Origin of the sequence: Paraburkholderia sp. CHISQ3 (genome assembly GCF_030464945.1) — a bacterium.
In the GTDB taxonomy this organism is placed as follows: Bacteria; Pseudomonadota; Gammaproteobacteria; order Burkholderiales; family Burkholderiaceae; genus Paraburkholderia; species Paraburkholderia megapolitana.
In genome coordinates, this window is the sequence record NZ_JALPRG010000007.1 from 332,958 (window position 1) to 353,634 (window position 20,677).

At 59.7% G+C, this 20,677-nt stretch carries 19 protein-coding genes; 4 read left to right on the forward strand and 15 right to left on the reverse strand.

All coding sequences use genetic code 11. The features are described from left to right. Nucleotides 1-29: 29 nt before the first annotated feature. On the reverse strand, nt 30-1,505 hold the full coding sequence (locus M0D65_RS18950) for a DHA2 family efflux MFS transporter permease subunit (protein ID WP_266254047.1): 1,476 nt from the start codon (nt 1,503-1,505) through the stop codon (nt 30-32). Nucleotides 1,506-1,535: 30 nt separating this feature from the next. Beyond that, nucleotides 1,536-1,976 carry a VOC family protein gene (locus M0D65_RS18955; RefSeq protein ID WP_266254048.1) on the reverse strand — a complete coding sequence of 147 codons (441 nt, stop codon included), beginning with the start codon at nt 1,974-1,976 and terminating at the stop codon, nt 1,536-1,538. Nucleotides 1,977-2,105: 129 nt separating this feature from the next. Here M0D65_RS18955 and M0D65_RS18960 point away from each other — a divergent pair, with 129 nt between their 5' ends. Then, entirely contained in the window at nt 2,106-2,801 is a 696-nt protein-coding gene (locus M0D65_RS18960) for a helix-turn-helix domain-containing protein (protein WP_266254049.1), read from the forward strand. Nucleotides 2,802-2,804: 3 nt separating this feature from the next. On the opposite strand, the gene M0D65_RS18965 is transcribed toward M0D65_RS18960, so the two are convergent. The 9 genes from M0D65_RS18965 to M0D65_RS19005 all read right to left on the reverse strand — a co-directional run bounded on the left by M0D65_RS18965 (nt 2,805) and on the right by M0D65_RS19005 (nt 11,892). Beyond that, a complete protein-coding gene (locus M0D65_RS18965; RefSeq protein WP_091008616.1) occupies nt 2,805-3,476 on the reverse strand; it encodes a glutathione S-transferase family protein in 672 nt (223 codons plus the stop codon). Nucleotides 3,477-3,571: 95 nt separating this feature from the next. Continuing rightward, nucleotides 3,572-5,209 carry an AMP-binding protein gene (locus M0D65_RS18970; RefSeq protein WP_266254050.1) on the reverse strand — a complete coding sequence of 546 codons (1,638 nt, stop codon included), beginning with the start codon at nt 5,207-5,209 and terminating at the stop codon, nt 3,572-3,574. A gap of 16 nt (nt 5,210-5,225) precedes the next feature. After that, nucleotides 5,226-5,630: a RidA family protein gene (locus M0D65_RS18975; RefSeq protein ID WP_266254051.1), complete on the reverse strand. Its 405-nt coding sequence runs from the start codon at nt 5,628-5,630 to the stop codon at nt 5,226-5,228. Beyond that, complete coding sequence (locus tag M0D65_RS18980) at nt 5,627-6,088, reverse strand: thioesterase family protein (RefSeq protein WP_266254052.1); 462 nt, start codon at nt 6,086-6,088, stop codon at nt 5,627-5,629. Before M0D65_RS18980 ends, M0D65_RS18975 begins: the two co-directional genes overlap by 4 nt. Beyond that, complete coding sequence (locus M0D65_RS18985) at nt 6,085-7,287, reverse strand: acyl-CoA dehydrogenase family protein (protein ID WP_266254053.1); 1,203 nt, start codon at nt 7,285-7,287, stop codon at nt 6,085-6,087. The genes M0D65_RS18980 and M0D65_RS18985 overlap by 4 nt, the downstream gene beginning before the upstream one ends. Before the next feature lies 1 nt (nt 7,288). Next, entirely contained in the window at nt 7,289-8,152 is an 864-nt protein-coding gene (locus M0D65_RS18990; protein WP_266254054.1) for an enoyl-CoA hydratase family protein, read from the reverse strand. A gap of 25 nt (nt 8,153-8,177) precedes the next feature. Continuing rightward, on the reverse strand, nt 8,178-8,735 hold the full coding sequence (locus M0D65_RS18995; RefSeq protein WP_266254055.1) for a MarR family winged helix-turn-helix transcriptional regulator: 558 nt from the start codon (nt 8,733-8,735) through the stop codon (nt 8,178-8,180). Beyond that, nucleotides 8,732-9,523, reverse strand: a complete 792-nt coding sequence (locus tag M0D65_RS19000; RefSeq protein WP_266254056.1) for an SDR family NAD(P)-dependent oxidoreductase — start codon at nt 9,521-9,523, stop codon at nt 8,732-8,734. Before M0D65_RS19000 ends, M0D65_RS18995 begins: the two co-directional genes overlap by 4 nt. After that, on the reverse strand, nt 9,520-11,892 hold the full coding sequence (locus M0D65_RS19005) for a bifunctional salicylyl-CoA 5-hydroxylase/oxidoreductase (RefSeq protein WP_266254057.1): 2,373 nt from the start codon (nt 11,890-11,892) through the stop codon (nt 9,520-9,522). Before M0D65_RS19005 ends, M0D65_RS19000 begins: the two co-directional genes overlap by 4 nt. A 586-nt stretch (nt 11,893-12,478) precedes the next feature. Here M0D65_RS19005 and M0D65_RS19010 point away from each other — a divergent pair. From M0D65_RS19010 to M0D65_RS33140, 3 genes are all read left to right on the forward strand, one after another. Continuing rightward, on the forward strand, nt 12,479-13,489 hold the full coding sequence (locus M0D65_RS19010) for a nucleoid-associated protein (RefSeq protein ID WP_266254058.1): 1,011 nt from the start codon (nt 12,479-12,481) through the stop codon (nt 13,487-13,489). Next, nucleotides 13,482-14,810 carry a hypothetical protein gene (locus M0D65_RS19015; RefSeq protein ID WP_266254059.1) on the forward strand — a complete coding sequence of 443 codons (1,329 nt, stop codon included), beginning with the start codon at nt 13,482-13,484 and terminating at the stop codon, nt 14,808-14,810. Before M0D65_RS19010 ends, M0D65_RS19015 begins: the two co-directional genes overlap by 8 nt. A gap of 128 nt (nt 14,811-14,938) precedes the next feature. Next, nucleotides 14,939-15,136: a ThiF family adenylyltransferase gene (locus tag M0D65_RS33140; protein WP_367619336.1), complete on the forward strand. Its 198-nt coding sequence runs from the start codon at nt 14,939-14,941 to the stop codon at nt 15,134-15,136. On the opposite strand, the gene M0D65_RS19020 is transcribed toward M0D65_RS33140, so the two are convergent. The 4 genes from M0D65_RS19020 to M0D65_RS19035 all read right to left on the reverse strand — a co-directional run bounded on the left by M0D65_RS19020 (nt 15,108) and on the right by M0D65_RS19035 (nt 20,387). Continuing rightward, nucleotides 15,108-16,061, reverse strand: coding sequence for a hypothetical protein (locus M0D65_RS19020; RefSeq protein WP_266254060.1), 954 nt, complete (start codon nt 16,059-16,061; stop codon nt 15,108-15,110). The genes M0D65_RS33140 and M0D65_RS19020 overlap by 29 nt on opposite strands. A gap of 178 nt (nt 16,062-16,239) precedes the next feature. Then, nucleotides 16,240-16,950: a hypothetical protein gene (locus M0D65_RS19025; RefSeq protein WP_266254061.1), complete on the reverse strand. Its 711-nt coding sequence runs from the start codon at nt 16,948-16,950 to the stop codon at nt 16,240-16,242. A 37-nt stretch (nt 16,951-16,987) separates the two neighbouring features. Further along, nucleotides 16,988-19,216: a Mov34/MPN/PAD-1 family protein gene (locus tag M0D65_RS19030; RefSeq protein ID WP_266254062.1), complete on the reverse strand. Its 2,229-nt coding sequence runs from the start codon at nt 19,214-19,216 to the stop codon at nt 16,988-16,990. A 13-nt stretch (nt 19,217-19,229) separates the two neighbouring features. Continuing rightward, entirely contained in the window at nt 19,230-20,387 is a 1,158-nt protein-coding gene (locus M0D65_RS19035; RefSeq protein WP_266254063.1) for a metallohydrolase, read from the reverse strand. Between the last annotated feature and the right edge of the window lie 290 nt (nt 20,388-20,677).

Below are 20,677 nucleotides of genomic sequence, written 5' to 3' on the forward strand. Positions count from 1 at the left end.
AGGGCGATGCCGCGCACCGCCCCTTCGTGTCACGTATTGCCGGTTGCCGCACCGGTGTCGTCGGCCTGCGCGCCGTGTGCTGCTTCGGGCGCACCTGCGTGCAGGCCGACGCGCAGAAAGAGCCCACCCACGAGTGCTGCGAGCGCCGCAAACACCGCGCCAAACACGAACGCCACGTGATAACCGCCGTTTAGCGCCACCGCTTCCGGCGCGTGCGCTGCAGCGAGCGTTTCGCTGCGCGCGGCAGCGAGACTTGCCAGCACGGCGAGGCCGAGTGCGCCGCCCATCATGAACGAGGTGTTGACCATACCCGAAGCAAGACCCGACTCGCCCGGCTCCACGTCGCTCATGGCGGCGAGCAGCATTGGGTTGAACGCGATGCCGGCACCGAAGCCGAGCAGCAGCATGCCGGGCAAGGTGTCGACGACGAAGTGTCCATCGACCGGTGCGCGAGCAAACAGCAACAGCCCCACGGCAGCGATGCCCAGCCCCACGGCGAGCGGTATGCGGATACCGAAGCGCATCACGAATTTTGCCGACAGACCCAGCGAGAAGAACGCCATGATCACGTTGGCGGGAAGGAAGGCGAGGCCGACCTGCAGCGGCCGGTAACCGAGTACGCGTTGCAGATACAGTGCCGAGATGAAGAACCACGCGAACATCGCCGCGGCCCATAGCACAGCAGCCACGTTGGCCACCGCGACGTTGCGCAGGCGGAACAGGCCAAGCGGCATCAGCGGATGCTGTACGCGTGCCTCGATCAGCAGGAACGCAGCAAACAGCACGACAGCGGCGGCCAGTAGTCCGAGCGTCTGTGCAGAGGTCCAGCCTGCCTCGTTGCCGTTGACGATCGCATAGACCGCGAGCATCAGCGACACCGTCACGGTTGCGGCACCGGCCACGTCGAGCTTTTCGCCTTCCGCATGGCCACGGCCGTCGGGCAGCAGGCCGATACACAGCGCGTAGACCGCAATGCCGATAGGCAGATTGACGAGGAAGATCCAGTGCCAGCTCAGTACGTTGGTCAGCAGCCCGCCGAGCAGCACACCGATACTGCCGCCGCCCGCGCACACGAAGCCGTAGATGCCCATCGCCTTCGCGCGTTCGGCGGGTTCGGTGAACAGGTTCATGATCAGCGACAGCGATACCGCCGACACCACCGCGCCGCCCAGCCCCTGCACGGCGCGCGCACAGACCAGCAGCACCTGCGAATTCGAGAGCCCACACGCAAGCGACGCAACCGTAAACAGCACGATGCCGCCGAGAAACAGCCTGCGGTGCCCATACAGATCGCCGAGGCGCCCGCCGAGCAGCAGAAAGCCGCCAAACGTCAGCATGTACGCATTCACAACCCACACAAGCGAGGTCTCGGAGAAGCCGAGATCGGCTGCGATAGACGGCAGCGCGACATTGACGATGGTCGTGTCGAGCACGATCATCAGCACGCCGAGACAGAGCACGATGAGCGCGAGCCAGCGCTTGCGGCCCTCTATATTGTGGGTCATGCAGTTGCTCCTACGTTTTGTGTGTGACACCTACGATTGCTTGCACAGCGCATCGGGTGCGACCGGCACACCGTTGATTGCCCACGACGTACCAAAGCGATCGACCACCATGCCAAACGATTCGGCCCAGAAGGTCTTTTGCATCGGCATCGTGACGTTACCGCCTTCGCTGAGTGCGGCAAAGACGCGTTCCGCTTCGGCAACGGTCGAATACCGCAGCGCCAGCATGAAACCCTTCATGCCTTCATACGGCTCGCCCATCATCGTGTCCGACGCCATCAACATCCCGCCATCGAATTCGAGTGCCGCGTGCATGATACGCCCGGCGCTGGCGGCCGGCATCTGGTGCGCGATCGGTGTGTCGCTGGTTTTCAGCATGGCCTCGATCTTGCCGCCCAGCGTGCGTTCATAGAAACGCATGGCTTCTGCGCAAGTGCCGTCGAACATCAGGTACGGATCGGGTCTCGACATGATCAACTCCTGGTCAGGATAGGGAAATTCCAGTCTAGCACTCGTTACTCCTAAAAAACAACTAACGATTCCTGATCCTGGATTGGTGGGCTATACTGCCGCACAGTATGTCTTTTGAGCGACGGTGTCATGGCCATCAAACGAAGCTATAACGACGGTTGCGCAAGTTCGCATGCGCTCGATCTGGTCGGCGAACGATGGGCGCTGCTCGTCGTGCGCGAACTGGTTCTCGGGCCGAAGCGTTTTACCGATCTGCGCGCCGGCCTGCCGACCATTAGCCCGAATGTGCTCACGCAGCGTCTCGACGAGCTGGAGCTGGCAGCCGTCGTACGTCGGCGTCAGCTGCCGCCGCCGGCGGGCGTGTGGGTATACGAGCTGACTGAATGGGGACAGGAACTCGGTCCGATCATGATGGAGTTAGGGCGCTGGGGCGCTCGCTCGCCGACGCTGCCACGCGATTTACCGATGAGCATCGATTCGCTGATCCTGTCGTTCAGAACGATGTTCGACGAGGACGCGGCGGCCGGACTCGACGCCCGTTATGAACTGCGAATGGGCGCGTACCGCTTCGATGCGCGGATCGACGACGGCCAACTGACGATCGGGCGCGGCAACGCGGACCAACCCGATGCGATTATCGAAAGCGATCCGGATACGCTTGCTGCAATCGCTTACGGTGGACGTAAGCTCGACGAAGCGCTGCGCGCCGGCGATGTTCAGATCGAAGGCAACAAGGCGGCGGTGAAGCGTTTTCTGTCGCTGTTCACGTTGCCCGAGCCGGCTGCGCCGAGCGAGCGTGCGCAGCTGGATGCGGCGAACGGTTAGCGGTTAGCTCAGCAGTTGGTACGGACCGCCGCGTTCGAGCGCGCGCTTATACGCGGGCCGTGCATGAATCCGTTCGACGAAGCTGTTCAGCGCGGGGAATTTGTCCTTGAAGCCGCCGCGCGCTGTAGCAGCCTCGAGCGGAAAACTCATCTGGATATCGGCGGCACTGAGATCGTTGCCAACAAACCAGCCAGTTGGTCGCAGCGCATCGTCGATATACGACAGATGCAGTCCGATCTGCGGATCGACGAAGCTAGATTGCAGCGTGCTGGAGATCTTCCTCGCAATCGGCTTCGCAAAGAACGGCATCGGCGCGCTCGCGATGCGCAACGCAACGAGCTTCAGCAGCATCGGCGGCATCAACGATCCTTCCGCGTAATGCATCCAGTAGGTGAAGCGCTGGCGTTCGGGCGTGCCCGCCGGCGGCGCGAGCCGGCCGTTGCCATAGCGGTCCAGCAGGTATTCGATGATCGCGCCGGATTCGGCGATGGTTTGCCCGTCGTCGGTAATGACCGGCGATTTGCCGAGCGGATGGATCGCACGCAGTTCGGGCGGCGCGAGCATCGTCTTCGGATCGCGCTCGTAGCGCTTGATCTCGTACGGCACACCGAGTTCTTCGAGCAGCCACAGGACGCGCTGCGAACGGGAGTTGTTCAGGTGATGGACAGTCAGCATGGCGGCTCGGGAGAGTGGCGGCGAGGCACCATCATATCGACACCCGACCGAGCCGTGGCTCTATTTGTCCGGCTATGCGTCGCTACATCGGTGCGTTACATCGTGCGCAATGCAAAGCGCTTCAACTTGCCCGTTTCGGTGCGCGGCAACGCCTCGACAAAGGCGATCACGCGCGGGTATTTGTACGGCGCGACGGTGCGTTTGACGAAGTCCTGCAACTCGGTGGCGAGCGTGTCGCCTGCGTTGAAGCCCGGATGCAGCACGACAAATGCCTTCACGATCTGTCCGCGGGTTTCGTCGGGCACACCGATCACGCCGCACTCCGCGACGGCCGCATGCTGCATCAGCACGCTTTCCACTTCCGGCCCGGAGATGTTGTAGCCCGATGAAACGATCATGTCGTCGGCGCGCGCCTGGTAGAACACGTAGCCGTCTTCGTCGAGATAGACCGCGTCGCCAGGCAGATTCCAGCCGTCGCGCACGAACTTCAACTGCCGGTCGTCGGCGAGATAGCGGCAACCGGTCGGTCCGCGCACAGCGAGCTTACCGATCTGGCCGGGTGGCACGGGCTGCATGTCGTCGTCGACCGCGCACACCGTGTAACCCGGTATCGCGCGACCAATGGCATGCGGCCGTACGTTCGCGCCTTCCGACGAGATGAAGATGTGGATTAACTCCGTCCCGCCGATACCGTCGATCATCTCGATCCCGCTCGCATTGCGCCACAATTCGCGTGTCGAGTCGGGCAGTGCTTCGCCGGCCGATACCGTCTTGACGAGACTCGATGTATCGAAGCGACCGATCAGTGGCGCCATCTGCCGGTAGAAGGTCGGCGCGGTGAACATGACGGTTGCGCGAAAGCGTTCGACGGTTTGCAGCAACGTCTCCGGTGTCAGCTTCTCGATCAATACAGTCGATGCACCGACACGCAGCGGAAAGCACAGCACCCCACCGAGTCCGAACGTGAACGCGAGCGGCGGCGTACCGCAGAAGATGTCATCTGCGGAGGGCTTCAGCACATGGCGCGGAAACAGATCGCACATCGCGAGCACGTCGCGATGAAAATGCATGCAGCCCTTCGGCGCGCCAGTTGTACCGCTGGTGAATGCGATCAGGCAGACATCGTCGGCGGCGGTGTCGCACGCGTCGTAATGGTCGGGTTGTGTAGTGGCGAGTGTGTCGAGCGAATCGGGCGCGTCGTCGTGGAAGAGGCAAACCTGCGTGAGCCCGGGGCAGAAGAACTCGTCTTGTGGATCGCGGCAACGCGCCAGTTCATCGGCGAGCCGGGCATCGCACAGTGCAACCGAGACTTCGGCCTTGTCGACGATCTGTTTGAGTTCCTTGGCGCGCAGCAACGGCATCGTCGGTACGGCGACGAGGCCTGCCTTTAGCGCGGCGAGACATGCCACCGCCATCTGCAACGTATTCGGTCCGCGCAGCAGCACGCGATTGCCGGGCTGTAAACCCATCTTGTCCGTCAGTACGTGTGCTGTGCGGTTCACCAGTGCGAGCAGTTCGCCATAGGTCGTCGCGTGCGGCTTGCCGTCGACTTCAGACCAGATCGCCGGCCGGTCGCGATGTCCCGCTTCGATCGTACGGTCGAGCAGTTCGGTCGCGCAGTTGAAGCGCGCCGGATAAGCGAGGTCCGGATTATCGAGCAGAAACACCGGCCATTGCGACTGCGGCGGCAGATGATCGCGCGCAAAAGTGTCGACGTGTGCAGACGGTTCCATCAGAGGCTCCCGGGCGTTACTGCGCTTCGTGGGGAATAACTGCGGTGGCTTCGATCTCGACCTTCGCACGATCCTCGATCAACGCGACGACCTGGACTGCGCTCATGGCGATGTCGTAGTCGCCGATCAGCTCGCGGAACGCACGGCCGATGTCCTTCAGCGAGGCAAGGTACTCGCGCTTGTCGGTGATGTACCAGGTCATGCGAACCAGATGTTCGGGCTTGCCACCGGCTTCGTGCAGCACGGCGACGACGTTCTGCAATGCCTGGACGGCCTGCTCGGCGAATGCATCGGTGTGAAAGTTGTTTTGCGCGTCCCAGCCGATCTGACCGGCGATGAAGACCTGAACGCCGCTAGCCGCAACGCCGTTCGCGTAACCGCGCGGCGGTGTCCAGCCGGCAGGCAGAAGAGCTTGTTTCATGAGCGGGTTTCCTCGTTATCGGTAGTGTCGGTAGAGAGGGATGTCGGTGCGAGTGCTGCGAGTGCGGTCGCGATATCGCCGGGTATGTCGATCGAGCGACCGCTTTCAAGCGAAGTCGTGACCAGCACCTGATGCGCGCGAAAACGCAACTCGTCGCCGCACCGGCACACGATGTCGATGCCGAGCGAACGACGACCAACCGATGCGAGCGTGAGCGACAGCGTAACGGTCTCGCCCATCCGGCTCGGGCGCGAGAACTCGCAGTCGAGCTTGACGATCGGCAGACCGGTGCGGCGCTGCGCGATCAGATGCGCGTAGTCGATGCCGAGGCGGTCGGTGAACCAGTCTTCGACAAGCGCGTTGGTCAGCACCAGGTAATGCGGAAAGTACACGATGCCGGCCGGATCGCAATGGCCGAAGCGGATGCGCACCGGCATGTCGAACGTCGCGGCGTTCATCGCGCTTGCTCCATGCTTGCGGCGTGCGCCTTCAGCACATCGCGCCCGACGATCAACTGCTGCACTTCGGTCGCGCCTTCGTAGATGCGCAGCGCACGGATCTCTCGGTACAGCGTTTCGACGACGGTACCGCTTTGCACACCCATGCCGCCCCACAGCTGCACGGCTGCGTCGATTACCTGCTGGGCGCCTTCGCTCGCGTGCCACTTCGCCATCGCGGCTTCACGTGTGACGTTTTCGCCCTGATCGCGCAGCCATGCGGCGCGATAGACGAGCAGAGCGCTGCTGTCGATCGTCAACGCCATCTGCGCGAGTTTTGCCTGCGTCAGCTGGAAATCGCCGAGCGTCTGGCCGAACATCTTGCGCGATGCGGCGCGAGCAAGTCCCTCTGCCATCGCGCGGCGTGCGAAGCCGAGCGATGCGGCGGCCACCGAGGTGCGGAAGATATCGAGTGTGCGCATCGCAATCTTGAAGCCTTCGCCAGGTGTTCCGAGCAGATGGCTGCGCGGCACGCGTGCGCCTGCGAAATGCAGCCGTGCGAGCGGATGCGGCGCGATTACATCGATGCGTTCGGCGATCTGCAGGCCCGGCGTATCGGCGTCGACAATGAACGCGCTGATGCCGCGTGCGCCCGGCGCTTCGCCGGTGCGCGCGAAGACCACGTAGAAATCGGCGATGCCACCGTTGGAAATCCACGTCTTGTCGCCATCGAGTACCCACGCGTCGCCGTCGAGGCGCGCGGACAGCGCAAGCGCTGCAACGTCGGAGCCCGCGTCCGGCTCAGAGAGTGCAAAGGCGGCGAGGGCAGTGCCGTTCGCGACGCGCGGCAGGTAGCGCGACTTCTGTTCATGCGTGCCTGCCAGCGAGATCGCACCGGAACCAAGTCCCTGCATCGCGAGTGCGAAGTCGGCGAGTCCGGAATGTTTCGCGAGCGTTTCGCGCAGCAGGCAGACGGCGCGTGCATCGATGCCGTCGCCGTGACCGCCATAGGCCGTGCCACCGACGCCGTACTTCAGCCAACCAGCGGCGCCGAGATCGCGCACGAGCTTGCGGCAGGTCGCATCGACATCATCATGCGGCACGTCGCGCAGATGAGTGGCGGCCCAACTTTCGATGTCGGCGGCGAGGGCACGGTGGTGGTCCTCGAAGAACGGCCACGCGAGCGCGCTGTGCAGATCGGTTTGAACGGATGCGCTCACATCAATCTCCTTCGAACACAGGGCGCGATTTCGCAGCGAATGCACGATACGCACGCTCGAAATCGCGAGTGTTCATGCAGATCGCCTGCGCTTGCGCCTCCGATTCGATCGCTTCGTCGATGCTCATGCTCCATTCCTGGTGCAGCATCTTCTTCGTGATGCCGTGTGCGAATGTCGGTCCTGCAGCAAGGTCGGCGGCGAGGCGCGCGGCTTCTTCGAGCAGCGCATCCGGCTCGCACAAGCGGTTGTAGAAGCCCCACGCGTAGCCTTCGTCACCGCTTGCGGAACGACCGGTGAACAGCAGTTCGGCTGCGCGCCCCTGGCCGATGATGCGCGGCAGGATCGAGCACGCGCCCATATCGCAGCCCGCAAGACCGACGCGCGCGAACAGGAACGCGAGTTTGCTGCGTGCGGTGCCGAGCCGCAGGTCGGCGGCCATCGCGAGAATCGCGCCGGCGCCAGCGCAGACACCGTCGACGGCTGCGACGATCGGTTGAGGGCAATGGCGCATCGCTTTCACGAGGTCGCCGGTCATGCGCGTGAACAGTAGCAGTTCGGGCATCGGCAGATCGATCAGCGGCCCGATGATCTCGTGCACGTCGCCGCCCGAACAGAAGTTGTCGCCGGCGCCGTGGATTACGACGGCCTTTACGTCGGTGGCATAGGCGAGCTGGCGAAACAGGTCGCGCAGTTCAGCGTACGACTCAAACGTCAGCGGGTTCTTGCGTTCGGGGCGATTGAGCGTGACAGTCGCGACGCCGTCAACTACCCGCCAGCCGAAATGCTGCGCAGCGTAGCCGGTGAGCGTCGTGCGATTGCCCGCAAGCAGCTTGTCGACGAGCGAGCCGGTATCGGGTGAAGTCATGGGTTGTTCCCCCAGTGCGTGCGCATCAGCGCTCGACGTTGTCGAGCAGATGCTTCTTGAGCTTGCCGAGACGCTGATGCATCCGCGATTTTTCATCGAGGCCGAGACCGCCGAACAGTTCGACGACCCATTGCTCGTGTGCGATCGCCATCTTGTCGAATGACGCGCGGCCTTCTGGCGTGAGTCGCACGCTGATCGAGCGGCGGTCGTTCGGATCGACGTCCCGCACGACGAATCCTTCGTTTTCGAGCTGGTCCGTAATGCCGGTGATGTTGCCGCCCGTCACCATCAGACGGCGCGAGAGTTCGGTCATCTTCAGGCCTTCTGGGTGGCGCTCGAGCTGCGCCATCAAGTCGAAGCGCGGCAACGTCGTATCGAACTCGGTGCGCAGGCGCCTGCGCAATTCCGCTTGCACGAGGTTCGTCGTGGTCAGCATGCGCAGCCATAGACGCAGCCCCATATGGCTGTCGGCGCCGGTGCTCATTTCGAGGTCGACGACGTTATCGGCGGGTTTGGCGACGCCTTTGCGTGCGGCTTTGGCGTCGCTGGCGGCGGTCTTCTTTGCGTTGGCGGCCTGCGTCATGTGATTTCTCCACCGGAGATGGAAATCGATTGACCCGTGACCGATTCGGAACCTGCTGCGCACAGCCACAGCACGGTGCTCGCGACTTCGTCGGGGGCGATGAAACGGCGTTGCGGATTCTGGCGCAGCAGCGCATCGCGCGCTTCCTTTTCGCTGCGCTCGGTTTTCTTCGTGATCTGATCGAGTGAGGCTTGCAGCAGTTCGGTTTCCGTATAACCCGGACACACGGCATTGACGGTAATGCCGCGAGTCGCGACCTCGCGTGCAAGCGAACGCGTGAGACCGATCACACCGTGCTTGGCCGCGCAATAAGCGGCGACATACGGATAGCCGGTCTGGCCGGCAGTGCTCGCGATATTGACGATACGACCGAAGCCACGCTCGAGCATCGCCGGCAACGCGGCGCGCGTGCACAGAAACACGCCGGTCAGATTGACGTCGAGCATCCGTTGCCACAGGGCGGTATCGGTTGCCGCGAAAGGCGCAGCTTGTGCCTGCCCTGCGTTGTTGATGAGGATGTCGACGGGGCCGAAGCGGGCGGTAGCGGCTGCGAACGCCGCTTCGACCGCGGCCTCCTGCGTTACATCGACGCTCACGCTGTTGACGCTGTCCGGTGCGGCGAGTTTGTCGCTCTGCGTTGCAAGCCTTGCAGCATCGCGACCCATTAACGTGACGCGGACACCGGCGCGCAGCAGCATGGCCGCAGTGGCAGCGCCGATACCGCTGCCGCCACCAGTAACGACCGCATGCTGCCCGGCAAGCGATGAGTTAGACGTGCTCGTATTCATACCGTGCCTTCCGCGCGTTGCGCGATTTCGAGCGGCGACAGTTGCGCGTTCGCGAGCGCGACGGCGCGTTCGCGCTCGAAGTTCCGTTCGAGTTGCGACTTGGCCGCCGTGTATTGCTTCGGCCATGCAACGTCGAAATAACCGATCTTGGCGGCTTCGTTGAGCGTCCACGACGGATTCGCAAGATGCGGTCGCGCCACCGCACACAGGTCCGCGCGACCGGCGGCGATGATGCTGTTCACGTGGTCGGCTTCCGAAATCGCGCCGACCGCGATCGTCGCAATGCCGGCTTCGTTGCGGATGCGATCGGCGAACGGCGTCTGGAACATGCGACCGTAGACGGGCTTCTCTTTCTTGCTGACCTGACCCGACGATACGTCGATCATGTCCGCGCCCGCGGCCTTGAATGCACGCGCGATCTCGACGGCGTCGTCGGGCGTGGTGCCGCCGTCGACCCAGTCGTGTGCGGAAATGCGGATCGAAATTGGTTTATCTGCGGGCCATACGGCGCGGATTGCCGCGAAGACTTGCAGCGGATAGCGCAGGCGGTTTTGCAGCGAGCCGCCGTATTCGTCGGTGCGGTGGTTGGTGAGCGGCGACAGGAAGCTCGACAGGAAGTAGCCGTGCGCACAGTGCAGTTCGAGCCAGTCGAAGCCGGCAGCCGCAGCCATTTCAGTCGAGCGCACGAACTGCGCTTGAATTGCGCGCAGCTCGTCGACGCTCGCTTCGCGCGATTGCTGGCTGACGCCGCGCAGATATTGCTGTGGCGATGCCGACACGAGTGGCCAGTTGCCGTCATGCAACGGTTGGTCGATACCTTCCCAGCTCACGCGTGTCGACGCTTTTGCACCGGCATGTCCGAGCTGGATGCCGATTTTTGCGTCGGTCTGGCTATGCACGAAATCGACGATGCGTTTCCATGCGGTCAGATGTTCGGGGGCGTACATGCCGGGGCAGCCCGGCGTGATGCGCGCTTCAGGCGACACGCAGGTCATCTCGGCCATCACTAGCGCGGCGCCACCCATGGCGCGAGCGCCGAGATGCATCAGGTGATAGTCGCCTGCAACACCATCGACCGCCGAGTACTGCGCCATCGGCGAGACGACGACGCGGTTTTTTAGCGTGACGCCGCGTAGCGTAAACGGTGTGAACATCGGCGGCACGGAGCGCTTCGCCGGCGGCCGTTCGACACCGGCACGTGCGGCAAGCCAGTCTTCGAACGTAGACAGATAGCCGGCGTCGCGTGCGCGCAGATTTTCGTGCGAGATGCGTTGCGAGCGTGTGAGCAGCGAGTACGCGAACTGCTCGGGCTCGAGCGCCGTATAGCGACTGACGTGCTCGAACCATTCGGTGGAATTGCGCGCGGCATTCTGGATGCGCAGCACGTCGACACTGCGCACCTCCGTGTAGTGCGTGAGCGCCGCGGCGAGATCGTCGCTATGCGCGCGGATGCTGTTGGCGAGTTCGATCGAATCTTCGAGTGCGAGCTTCGTGCCCGAGCCGATCGAGAAGTGCGCGGTGTGCGCCGCGTCTCCCATCAGCACGATCGGCGTAGTGCTACCGTCTTCGTTGCTGCGCCAATGCACCCATTCCTGATTGACGACGCGCGGGAAACGAATCCATTGCGACGAGCCGCGCAGATGCGCAGCGTTCGACAGCAACGGCTGACCGTCGAGATAGTTCGCAAAAAGCTTCTCGCAGAACGCGATGCTTTCTTCCTTCTCCATCTTGTCGAGACCGGCCGCGCGCCAGACATGTTCGGGCGTTTCGACGATGAACGTCGAGGTCTCGTCGTCGAAGCGATACGCGTGGGCCTGGAACCAGCCCCATTCGGTTTCTTCGAATGCGAACGTGAACGCATCGAACAGCTTGCGCGTGCCGAGCCAGACGAAGCGGCAGTCGCGCATGTCGATGTCGGGGCGATAAGTGGCGGCGTACTTCTGGCGGACAGCGCTGTTTGCGCCGTCGCAGGCGACGATCAGATCGGCTTGATAGACGGAGTCGTCGGTGACCTGGGTTTCGAACACCAGTTTTACGCCGAGCGCTTCGCAACGCGCTTGCAGGATATTCAGCAGACGTTTGCGACCGATGCCACAAAAGCCGTGCCCCGACGAGCGGATCTGCTGGCCGCGGAAATGGATCTCGATGTCGTCCCAGTGGTTGAACGCGTCGAGAATCTGGTCGGCGCTCGGTGCGTCGGCATTGCGTAGATTGCCGAGTGTCTGGTCCGAAAAGACGACGCCCCAGCCGAACGTGTCGTACGGGCGGTTGCGTTCGACTACCGTGACCTCGTGAGCCGGATTGCGACCCTTCATCAACAGCCCGAAGTACAGCCCCGCCGGGCCGCCCCCGATACAGACGATACGCATGCTCGTTCCTCGAGTAGGTTACGAGCTTAATTTAGTCTTCGATAGTTTAGATGTCAAGTAAATGATGGAGATGGTGTTTGAGCGGGAACCCGGATTGTGATGTTAGAAATAAGAAGTGTCACCAGAAAATAAAAAGTGTCACGCCAGTCCGCAATGTCAAACGACAGCGACAGGTTCGCCGTCAAAGTCCTGGCCCGCAGGCTTTGAATAGGCAAAGGGGTAGGTAGTGGCGCTTCTGATCCGAAAGAATAGAGTCAGTCATGAATATTCCACAATGTGGGCTGCGTCAGAACGAGACTCTTGGATTCCTCGACCGCGAATCTGGGGGGCGGGCAACGGCTCATGCATCCGGACGCAACAGCTCAACTTCGTAAGCATCCACACTTCGCTCGCATTGTCGCCGCGGTAACCAGCCATAGGAGCGTTCGCAAAAATCTGGGTGAGTTCACGTTATGCGGAATCAGGTGGACATTCCGCGTCACTGAAATTCTCTTTGATGCCCCGTTTTCTGCCATGTGTTAGATTTCCAGAGTTTTAGATGACCACTAGAACGCTATCTATATGAGAAATAATTACTGAGGGCATCGTGGCAAACGAAATCCGGGGGCTCGTCGTTCACAAATTTGAGAAGGTGACGCACGAGAAGGGCCAGATTGTGCCCAGAGGCAATGCGATTGAGATAACTGAGGCCGTGCAACGTCTCGTGGACGCGCTTCATTCCTTGTACGGCGACAAGTCTGGCAAGGGGTATGGGAAGTTTGAGGATGACGAAGACACTTACCCGATGCAGCGTCGCGTCCGCGCTTATTTCACAGAAAAAGCTGACGATTTTTATGCATTCTCGCTCGCTGCGATGAATATCCTGAAAGGGAAGGCGGATGAAGCTCCATTGACCACGGGTGGGTACGTTCTTATCGCTCACATCTTTAATGGTGCGAGAGACTTCCTGTTGTTCGCCATCGTCACAGACACCGTGGGAAGCGCCATCACCGACACACTAGACATTGAGGACCGTGCTCACGTCGACCTCAATAAGTTCCGTCTGGCCGGCCGAATCGACCTCACGGGCTGGAGTGAGAAGGAAGAGCGTTACATTGGCTTCCTGAAAGGCGCCAAGGCCGACGACGTGTCCGGGTACTTCCGCCACTTCCTCGGATGCGACTCCGCGGTTTTGCCGCGACAGGAAACGAGGAAGCTTGTGGGCGCCTTGCAAGCCTTTGCCGCCAGGCACTTGCCTGACGACGGGGAACGTGATGCCTGGCTTCAGAAAGTAGTCGACATATGCGAAGACCTGGCCAGGAAAGAAGAATCCTTTATCATCGAGAGGTTCAGCAACGAGATGTGGCCGCAGGAACCGGAGCTCGTTCGTAGTGCGCTTGCGGACGCGGACCTGCAGCTTTCGGACGGTTTCGTTCCTGACAAGAGTGCATTGAAGCCACTCGTTAAGTTCAAAGCCTCAACCAAGTTGTGGAAGCTCGAGTTCGACCGGAAGGCAATCAGCTCCGGTGACGTCAACTACAACAAGGAACAAGGTACGCTAACGTTGAAGAATTTGCCAGACTCACTTAAGAAGGAACTGGACGCCGAAGATGAGTGATGCAAAGTTCGAGACTTTGTTGACGCTCTACCGCGCCGCTGACTTCGGTGAGGGGCGCGCGGCAACGCTCACCGTAAGTAATGAATCAATAAATGAGGCGTTGACGACGTGCCTGTCGGACGCCCGCGAATACGCTGTCGGTCTCGACGCCGATAGCGATGAATTTGCCATCGGGTCGACAGTTAACGTTGTGTTCGAGGACCCGCGAACGGGTCTTGGTGCCCTCGCTAGAAGCCTGTCTGAAATTCTTCAGCCAACCAGATATAGGTTGAAGGAGCCGAACGATTACTTTCTCATCGACAGCAAGTTTGCGAAGAACGATGGAGAGATTCCTAGCGATGTGCAGAAATATCGCCAGGTGCTTCGGCTGATTAAGCTGCTCAAGCAAGCGGCGGCTTTTCTGGATAGCGACGAAGGTGCGCTGGTTTTTGTCCATGGCGGCAAATTCGAGCTGCCCATCGAGTACGGGGTTAAAGACCTGCGCGCACTCGATGACGCGACAATCGCGAAATTGCTTTCATTCGTTGGCGACGATGCTCACGTTGAAAAGAAGCTCGGCATCCTTGAAGGTGCTGTAAAAGCACTACTGGAGAGCTGGCCGAAGGAGCAGCGTTTTGTCCATCTGCTCTCGAATCTCTCCCAGCTTGCAGAGAAGACGCGCGACGGTTACCAGTTGTTCATCGCGGACTTTTCTTATGACAAGGTGAGGGACGCGACAGAGGCAGCAAAGGTCGAATACGCGGGGAAGATACACAAGGCCTTTTCCGACATTCAGACGCAAATACTGGGTATCCCGGTAGCAACCATTGTCGTCGCAAGTCAGATGAAGGACGCGAAAGTCATTGGCTATGAGTTTTGGGTTAATACAGCCGTCCTTGTAGGTTGCTGGGTGTTTGCAATTCTTGTCGCTTTTGTGCTTTGGAACCAGACCCACACGCTTGCTGTGCTCGATGCGGAGATAGAGCGGCAAAAGGAGCTGATTAAGAAGCAATATAAAGACATAGCGAGCCAGTTCGTTGGGGTATTCAAGTTCCTTCGCAGGCGCCTTTGTCTGCAACGGTGGGCGTTGAGAGCCGTCGGATTTGTCTTGTTTGTCGGTCTGATTCTGGCTCACGTGATTTATTTCAAACTGACAGTGCCCGCACAGGCTTGGCTGCCCATGTGGACGCGCAGCGATACCTTGAGCGCTGTCAAAACGCCAGCAGGGTCTGCGGTACCACCTAGCGCTCTCGGTGCGGTGAGTGGGAAAAGCGACACTCATGCACGGGCAGCACAGAAGCAGAACGCGTCTGCGGCAACTGGCGCGTCCGGAGTTAAGTAACTCGATTAGATGGCGCACTGTCACGGCTGGCGACACCTTGCCAGACCCCGCAATGAAAGAAGCAACGAAGCCATGCACAGACATTTTCAGAAAAGGGAAGAATGGCCGGCCGAGTTCCCTAGCTCTGGATAGTCGTCTTTGGCGCAGGATCGCTCTGCGCACCGATCGTAGACTTGCTCGCGGGGGCGGGAGTTGGGCAAGTCGACGTTGTCGATTTCGACATGTTCGAACCTGAGAACGTCGCTCGCCACTCGCTCGGCCTCGACAGCGTTGGTAAGGAGTTAGGCTACGCCGTTTTTAAACGGCGATGTGATTTGGCTGGGTAACGGTCAGCTCGTACACTCCTGCCGTATTGTTCATCACGAGCTGCCCGTAAGCGCTCCATGAAACGGCGTGAGCTACCTTACCAGCAACTGCACCGGCCGCCTCGTTTAAGGTCGTTATCATCCGCCCTTCCATGCGATTGACAGGATTTGCCCTATCACACTGGATGACAACGTAAGCAGCAATAGGAGGCAAGGTTGCATCTGCGTTCGGGATCCGGTCGTGAGACGTCAGCAAGAACCCATTTGATATAACCGCGACGTCAGCCATGCCATAGTAGATGAAGTTTCCACGCCAAGGCATCTTCGTCGTTTTGTGGAATGCGCTGTTGTAGTTCGTTGCCATCCCATATAGATCGAGTGGCACACTTTTCAGCACCTCGAACATGGCGCTCGTCTGCTTCGCCGCCGGTAGCATTGAGATACTCTTGAGGCCGTATATCGCTTTTATGGCCTCCTTTCGGGCATCTATCAGCGTCTGCAACAGGCTCGTCGTGTATTGATTGGGGATGGTCGCAGTTGCTGCAAGGCCGTTGACCCTGCGGCGGATCTCGGTCGCACTGGCGAGCCCATTAGGCTTTCCCTGTCCGGCTACACCAGCCTGCCTTGGCGGCCTCGGGGCGACGAGCTTTTCCGGCAAGTCCACATTGAACCTGTGAGCCTGAGGCTGGGTGGCTCTCACCCCATACTGAACGAAACCTGCATCTCCGTACGGGCAGTCGTTAGCGTGGGGGGAGGTCCGCGAAGCCAGCGTAAAGTACGCTCTCTTCTCGAACTTGACGCCGTATACCGCTGCTGGAGTGACCTCGACATCACAAAAAGCGCAAACCCACCAGGCGAACTTAGGGGTCGTGTTGCGGACATAGTCGTCTCTCAGGGCGTGTGCAGTCCACTCGTCGCCGTGTTCATTTCTTGCCAATTCGCTCATCTAGTCGTATCCATGGTCTCATCGCTGAATCGAAAGGATGACCAACACCTTTCCTCTAGTAATTTAATACTACAGTCGGCAGTCTCTTTTTGTCATCGTGAGGCTACTTCGGTAGTTCTTGTTGCGATACCGCAGGCTGATTCATCTTGATACCTGTGACACCGCGATGGCACCCGGTTTAACTCTTCTCGTCGGACTTTTTCCTGGACGCTGCGCGCCGGGCGCTGCCGATCCTTTTTGCAGCATGGATGCAAAGAACGTTTTGAACAAAACGAATTCCAGAGTTTCGTGCTGCCAGCACTGCAACCAGATACTGGGCTGCGAAAACCACCACAGACCACCCAACAGCTGAAGTTGTGTTCCCAAAAAGAAACAGGCCGAGTGCCACAAGGGGGACGAGCAACAACGACATTGCAGCGACGTCCCGGAACATCAGGTATTTCTGATGGCTCTCTAGCACCGAACTGTCATTCTCGACCTGCTTGTAAAGCCTGTACCACATCGAGTTTTGATCTCGCTCATCACTGGGAAATGCCCCTACATTCTTTCTGAGCGAGTCGACATCAATCCGTGCATCGGTCAATGCATGCATGGAAAACGCACGTGAACCAGGCATCGGGTTATGAATGCGCCAGAACACCAGGACTGCCTTCTGTGAGTGCGAGAGCAGATACGAAAGGAAGATGATCGGCACTGGCAGAAAGACGGACAGCCCGGTCCGCAACGCCATTCCCTTGTCCGCAACGAAATCGTCGATGGGGTGATGAAACGCGATAACCAGCAACACGATTACGTCGAAAACACCGACGGCGACGAGCCAGACCATATTTCGCGCCTTTAATGATTTTCCAGATGAAGCGACCTGTGCGACTTGCTGTAAAGCGTCCATGTTCTTCCCGTATATCGAGTATCGAAGGCAAGCGAATTCAGGTTGGCGATCCATCGCGGACCAGTGCAGCGTATCCATGCGGATGGCGAATTAGCAACACTGCTGCGTGGCGTATCTGGCCGTCGAGAGATCTTGCTGTGTCCCTGTCCATCTGCGACGGCCCACTCACTGCCAGATGGCTGTGCCATGTCCCTAGGCACCATAGCGTGTGTCCACCGAGCGCTTCATAGTCGCGAATCGCGCCCACGGTTCCAGCAACCCCGAGCACGAAACGCTCAGGCGCGCGCGTGCTATCTGGCGAAGCGGGAAGGACATCCGTGATGAATATCTCTCTCGTGAGTGCGGAAACGTTTCCTACGATAATGCCCCCAGTTTCAACCGCAGGATGTTCAGCAACGTCAGCAGCAATTTTTTGGTGTGCCCTGTCAAGCACACGGACGGTCCACGTCTTCCCGTCAAATACCTCCGCCACGTGCGTTGCACCAACTTCGTCGTGCGTCCACACAATGGACATTCCGTCGTCGCCGACAGATGCAACGGAAGATGCACCGGTTTCGGGCAAACCGACCTCATCGTATCGATGCAATCGCTGGCCGATTCCGGCTGCGACGAGCGAGACTCGCGCGTCCGACATAGGGATAGTGACCGAGTGGCAGCCGATACCGATCTCGAGAACATTCGCCGCCGCGGTTACACCCGCATCGCGCAGAAGTCCGAGCGAGCGAAGCTGTTCGTATGAGTGATACAGCAGGTCGATGGTCGAGGGATTTCTGCCTTGTCCCTCCACGGTCATGAATGCCGCGTTTCCATGATGGAGAACTGCGCCTTCAACAACACGGGCGTCAAACTTCGCCTTTGCGAAGAAGTCGCGCACCGCAGGCGAGCCTGTCGTGTTTACAACCACCGATAGCTCGCCGCGAAAAAAATCCCGGTATTTAGCTCCATTGAAGTCCAGGCCGCGAACGTCAAAGGCGACGAACTTCGGGCGCTTTGAAGCGAAGCTCCCCATGACCTGAGCCAGCCTCTCTGCTTTTCCGTGCAAGTTATTCACGTCATCAGGCAGCAGTGCATGGCGGGCTACGTTATGTGCGACAACAAGCTTCTCATCTATCAGCAGCGCCGCCCTGCCTCCCGCGCGCGCAACATGCATGGCAACCTTCGACCCCAGACTCCCGCATCCTGCAAATGTCAGTTGCAATTCCTTCGGTTGTTCCTGCAGCGCCGACGTCCGTTTCAACAGCTTCGGAGAAATGGGGGATGAGAAGGCAACAGCGCCAACCGCTGTCGTGTCGTCCACCGTCAGTCTCGTCGGCAGCGAGAGTTGCATCTTGTAGGCCATCATCTCAAACTGGCTCTGGGTGCCGATAATGTTCGTGGGTCTGCGCACCGGAAACGCAAAATACAGGAGCACATTGGCCTTGCGCTTCGACGTTGCAAGAGTACGGTTGAAGTTACTTATGAAATCGTCCAGTGCAACTCGACAGCCCCACTCGGCCGCCTGCTCGGCAAGCTCCGCGAACGTCGTGACTGTATCGGCCTTGTATCGCTCATGAACAGCGGGTTGCTCACCAGGAGCGGATTGCGGCCAGCAGAAAACCAGAGGTACACGCCCGAAGTATGTCGTGTCGGTCATTCCGTGCGCGTTCAGCCACTCGTGCATGAAAGTCGGATCGCCTACCGGGGACCTGGGTTGAGGGTCACGCGCTAATGACCAGCGGCCGTCTTTGCTCCAGCATGTCATGCACATGAACAGGCGCCATCCGCCAAAAGGCGGCTTGACGAAATGTTCTGCTGGGTCCATTTCGACGAAGTTGAAGCCGACTTCCCTTCGGCTCGGTTCCCAACCCTTCTCATTGATGGCCAGCTGGTCGACCGCAGCTTTGTTAAGCCAATCCGACATCTGGTCGACAAGACGATAGAAACCGTCTGAATGCATTACGTCGAGCTTGTCGCCGAAAGTGATGCAGGGGGGCACCCGACTTCCGCGCTTGTGCAGATAGATATGCGGCAACGCGTCCGGAAAATTCTCGCGCAATGTGAATCGCGGTGCCGTATCCGGGAAACCAGATGGAAACTCGACCAGCACATCCTCTCGCGCCTGGACACCGTTCGGACTTTCGCCCGCAGCGGCCCAGCGCGATGGCAGTTCAACGAGAAACGTCGCGTAGACGTTTGCCCCCCCGCCCGCAATCTCTTCGACTTTTACCGACTCGACCGCAGGATGCGCCTCGAGCGACCGGATTGCACCCTGCAGTAGTGCGTTCATGACAGCCCCAGCCTTAGCCGTGTGACAGGGGTTTCGAGCCGAATGCAGAGGCAGCACCCGCCGCTGCAGGGGTCGCAGCGACCTTCCATTTTGCCTTGACGCCGCCCGACATCACCTCGAACACCATAGGCTCGGGGTTCTGCTCGTTAGGATGGGCCGAGGTGTTTACAAACTTGCCCGACGCGTCCCTCGCGATAGCTTCGTACTCGCGCTTTGCACGGATGCAAGGAGGATCATTATCGTCGTCGAGAATCAGATTACTGCTGGCGACGATGTAAGCGCCCGCACGCGTCTGCGACAGCGCCTTGCGTGCGTCGGAAGACACTTCGGCATCCTCCTTCTTCTTGCTCCAGCTGTGCCACGAGAGCGTGTGCCACGAACAATGATGAGGCGTCGACAGTAAGTCGTACTCCAGCGCCGGTGTATCGTCCTTGTGGCGTTCCCACTGTTTTTCCCAGATGTAGACCTCTGCGTCACCGCCTGACAGAAATTTCACTGCATCTGGAACTGCTCCCGTGCCGATGGAATAGTTGATGATGATGCTGGACTCGTTCTTCGACAATTCATCGGCATCGTGCTCGTCGTCAGCCGGCATCGGCGCCAGGAGCAGGGCACTGAAGTTCTCCTGCTCTTTGCCGGCCACCGCAGTGATGCGCTGGTCAGTCTTTACGACAATGTCGAGAATATCGTCGGTCCTGCCGTCCGTGTCCTCACCCATAATCACCATACGGTCGCCGTCTTCCAGCGCACCCTCTTCGCGAAAGAGCGCGACGCGACGCTTCGCTTCGGTGTTCCACGCGCGCGCGTCATCGCTCAGGGTGTGGTATTTCGAGGCGCGGCGGAATACCAGCGGCGACGACCACATCTCCCGAATAACAATTCTCGACGGCCCGCCCTGCGTTGGATAGTCCATCAGCGAGCCAAGGTAAAAATGCTCGCACAGGCCGCGGCAGTGGTCCTGGTCTGGATGACTCAGGACCATTACATCGACGTACGGACGCCCCTCCTCATCGACGGCAAGTCTGTCTCGCAAATCCTTGAGCACGTCACGTACACCATCACCGGGTTGCCGGATGTTGATGTCGATCAGAATAGTCCGTCCGCTGGACAATTTGATAAGCGTCATGTCCCCATTGCCCACGGGGAAAAAGGTGATTTCTGGCGTTGCCATGGGTGACGTCCTTAAAAAAGCGCGTGATATACGTTGTCAGCGAACTTGTGGTAATTCTTACCGCTCAACAGCTATACATGGTATTGCCAATGTCACAACATATAGTGCATTTTATGCTGGATGTACTAGATATTGCGATACATGTCCATTCGTGCATCGGTCAATTCGACCGTTTCCGGGAGCCGTCGGCTCGCGAAGTACGCGTGCCTGACTAACGATTGATGTTGCGCGTCTCGCGTTCGACTATCATCAGACTGCCCGCTTACCTGGAGCGGCAAAGTATCAAACGC

What these genes read in the sequence shown, in the direction of transcription:
- M0D65_RS18990 (WP_266254054.1), bottom strand. Translation starts at nt 8,152, where the DNA reads ATGACTTCACCCGATACCGGCTCGCTCGTCGACAAGCTGCTTGCGGGC.
- M0D65_RS19025 (WP_266254061.1), bottom strand. Translation starts at nt 16,950, where the DNA reads ATGGACGCTTTACAGCAAGTCGCACAGGTCGCTTCATCTGGAAAATCA.
- M0D65_RS18995 (WP_266254055.1), bottom strand. Translation starts at nt 8,735, where the DNA reads ATGACGCAGGCCGCCAACGCAAAGAAGACCGCCGCCAGCGACGCCAAA.
- M0D65_RS18965 (WP_091008616.1), bottom strand. Translation starts at nt 3,476, where the DNA reads ATGCTGACTGTCCATCACCTGAACAACTCCCGTTCGCAGCGCGTCCTG.
- M0D65_RS18975 (WP_266254051.1), bottom strand. Translation starts at nt 5,630, where the DNA reads ATGAAACAAGCTCTTCTGCCTGCCGGCTGGACACCGCCGCGCGGTTAC.
- M0D65_RS18980 (WP_266254052.1), bottom strand. Translation starts at nt 6,088, where the DNA reads ATGAACGCCGCGACGTTCGACATGCCGGTGCGCATCCGCTTCGGCCAT.
- M0D65_RS19020 (WP_266254060.1), bottom strand. Translation starts at nt 16,061, where the DNA reads ATGAGCGAATTGGCAAGAAATGAACACGGCGACGAGTGGACTGCACAC.
- M0D65_RS18970 (WP_266254050.1), bottom strand. Translation starts at nt 5,209, where the DNA reads ATGGAACCGTCTGCACACGTCGACACTTTTGCGCGCGATCATCTGCCG.
- M0D65_RS19005 (WP_266254057.1), bottom strand. Translation starts at nt 11,892, where the DNA reads ATGCGTATCGTCTGTATCGGGGGCGGCCCGGCGGGGCTGTACTTCGGG.
- M0D65_RS19000 (WP_266254056.1), bottom strand. Translation starts at nt 9,523, where the DNA reads ATGAATACGAGCACGTCTAACTCATCGCTTGCCGGGCAGCATGCGGTC.
- M0D65_RS18955 (WP_266254048.1), bottom strand. Translation starts at nt 1,976, where the DNA reads ATGTCGAGACCCGATCCGTACCTGATGTTCGACGGCACTTGCGCAGAA.
- M0D65_RS19030 (WP_266254062.1), bottom strand. Translation starts at nt 19,216, where the DNA reads ATGAACGCACTACTGCAGGGTGCAATCCGGTCGCTCGAGGCGCATCCT.
- M0D65_RS19035 (WP_266254063.1), bottom strand. Translation starts at nt 20,387, where the DNA reads ATGGCAACGCCAGAAATCACCTTTTTCCCCGTGGGCAATGGGGACATG.
- M0D65_RS18960 (WP_266254049.1), top strand. Translation starts at nt 2,106, where the DNA reads ATGGCCATCAAACGAAGCTATAACGACGGTTGCGCAAGTTCGCATGCG.
- M0D65_RS18950 (WP_266254047.1), bottom strand. Translation starts at nt 1,505, where the DNA reads ATGACCCACAATATAGAGGGCCGCAAGCGCTGGCTCGCGCTCATCGTG.
- M0D65_RS19015 (WP_266254059.1), top strand. Translation starts at nt 13,482, where the DNA reads ATGAGTGATGCAAAGTTCGAGACTTTGTTGACGCTCTACCGCGCCGCT.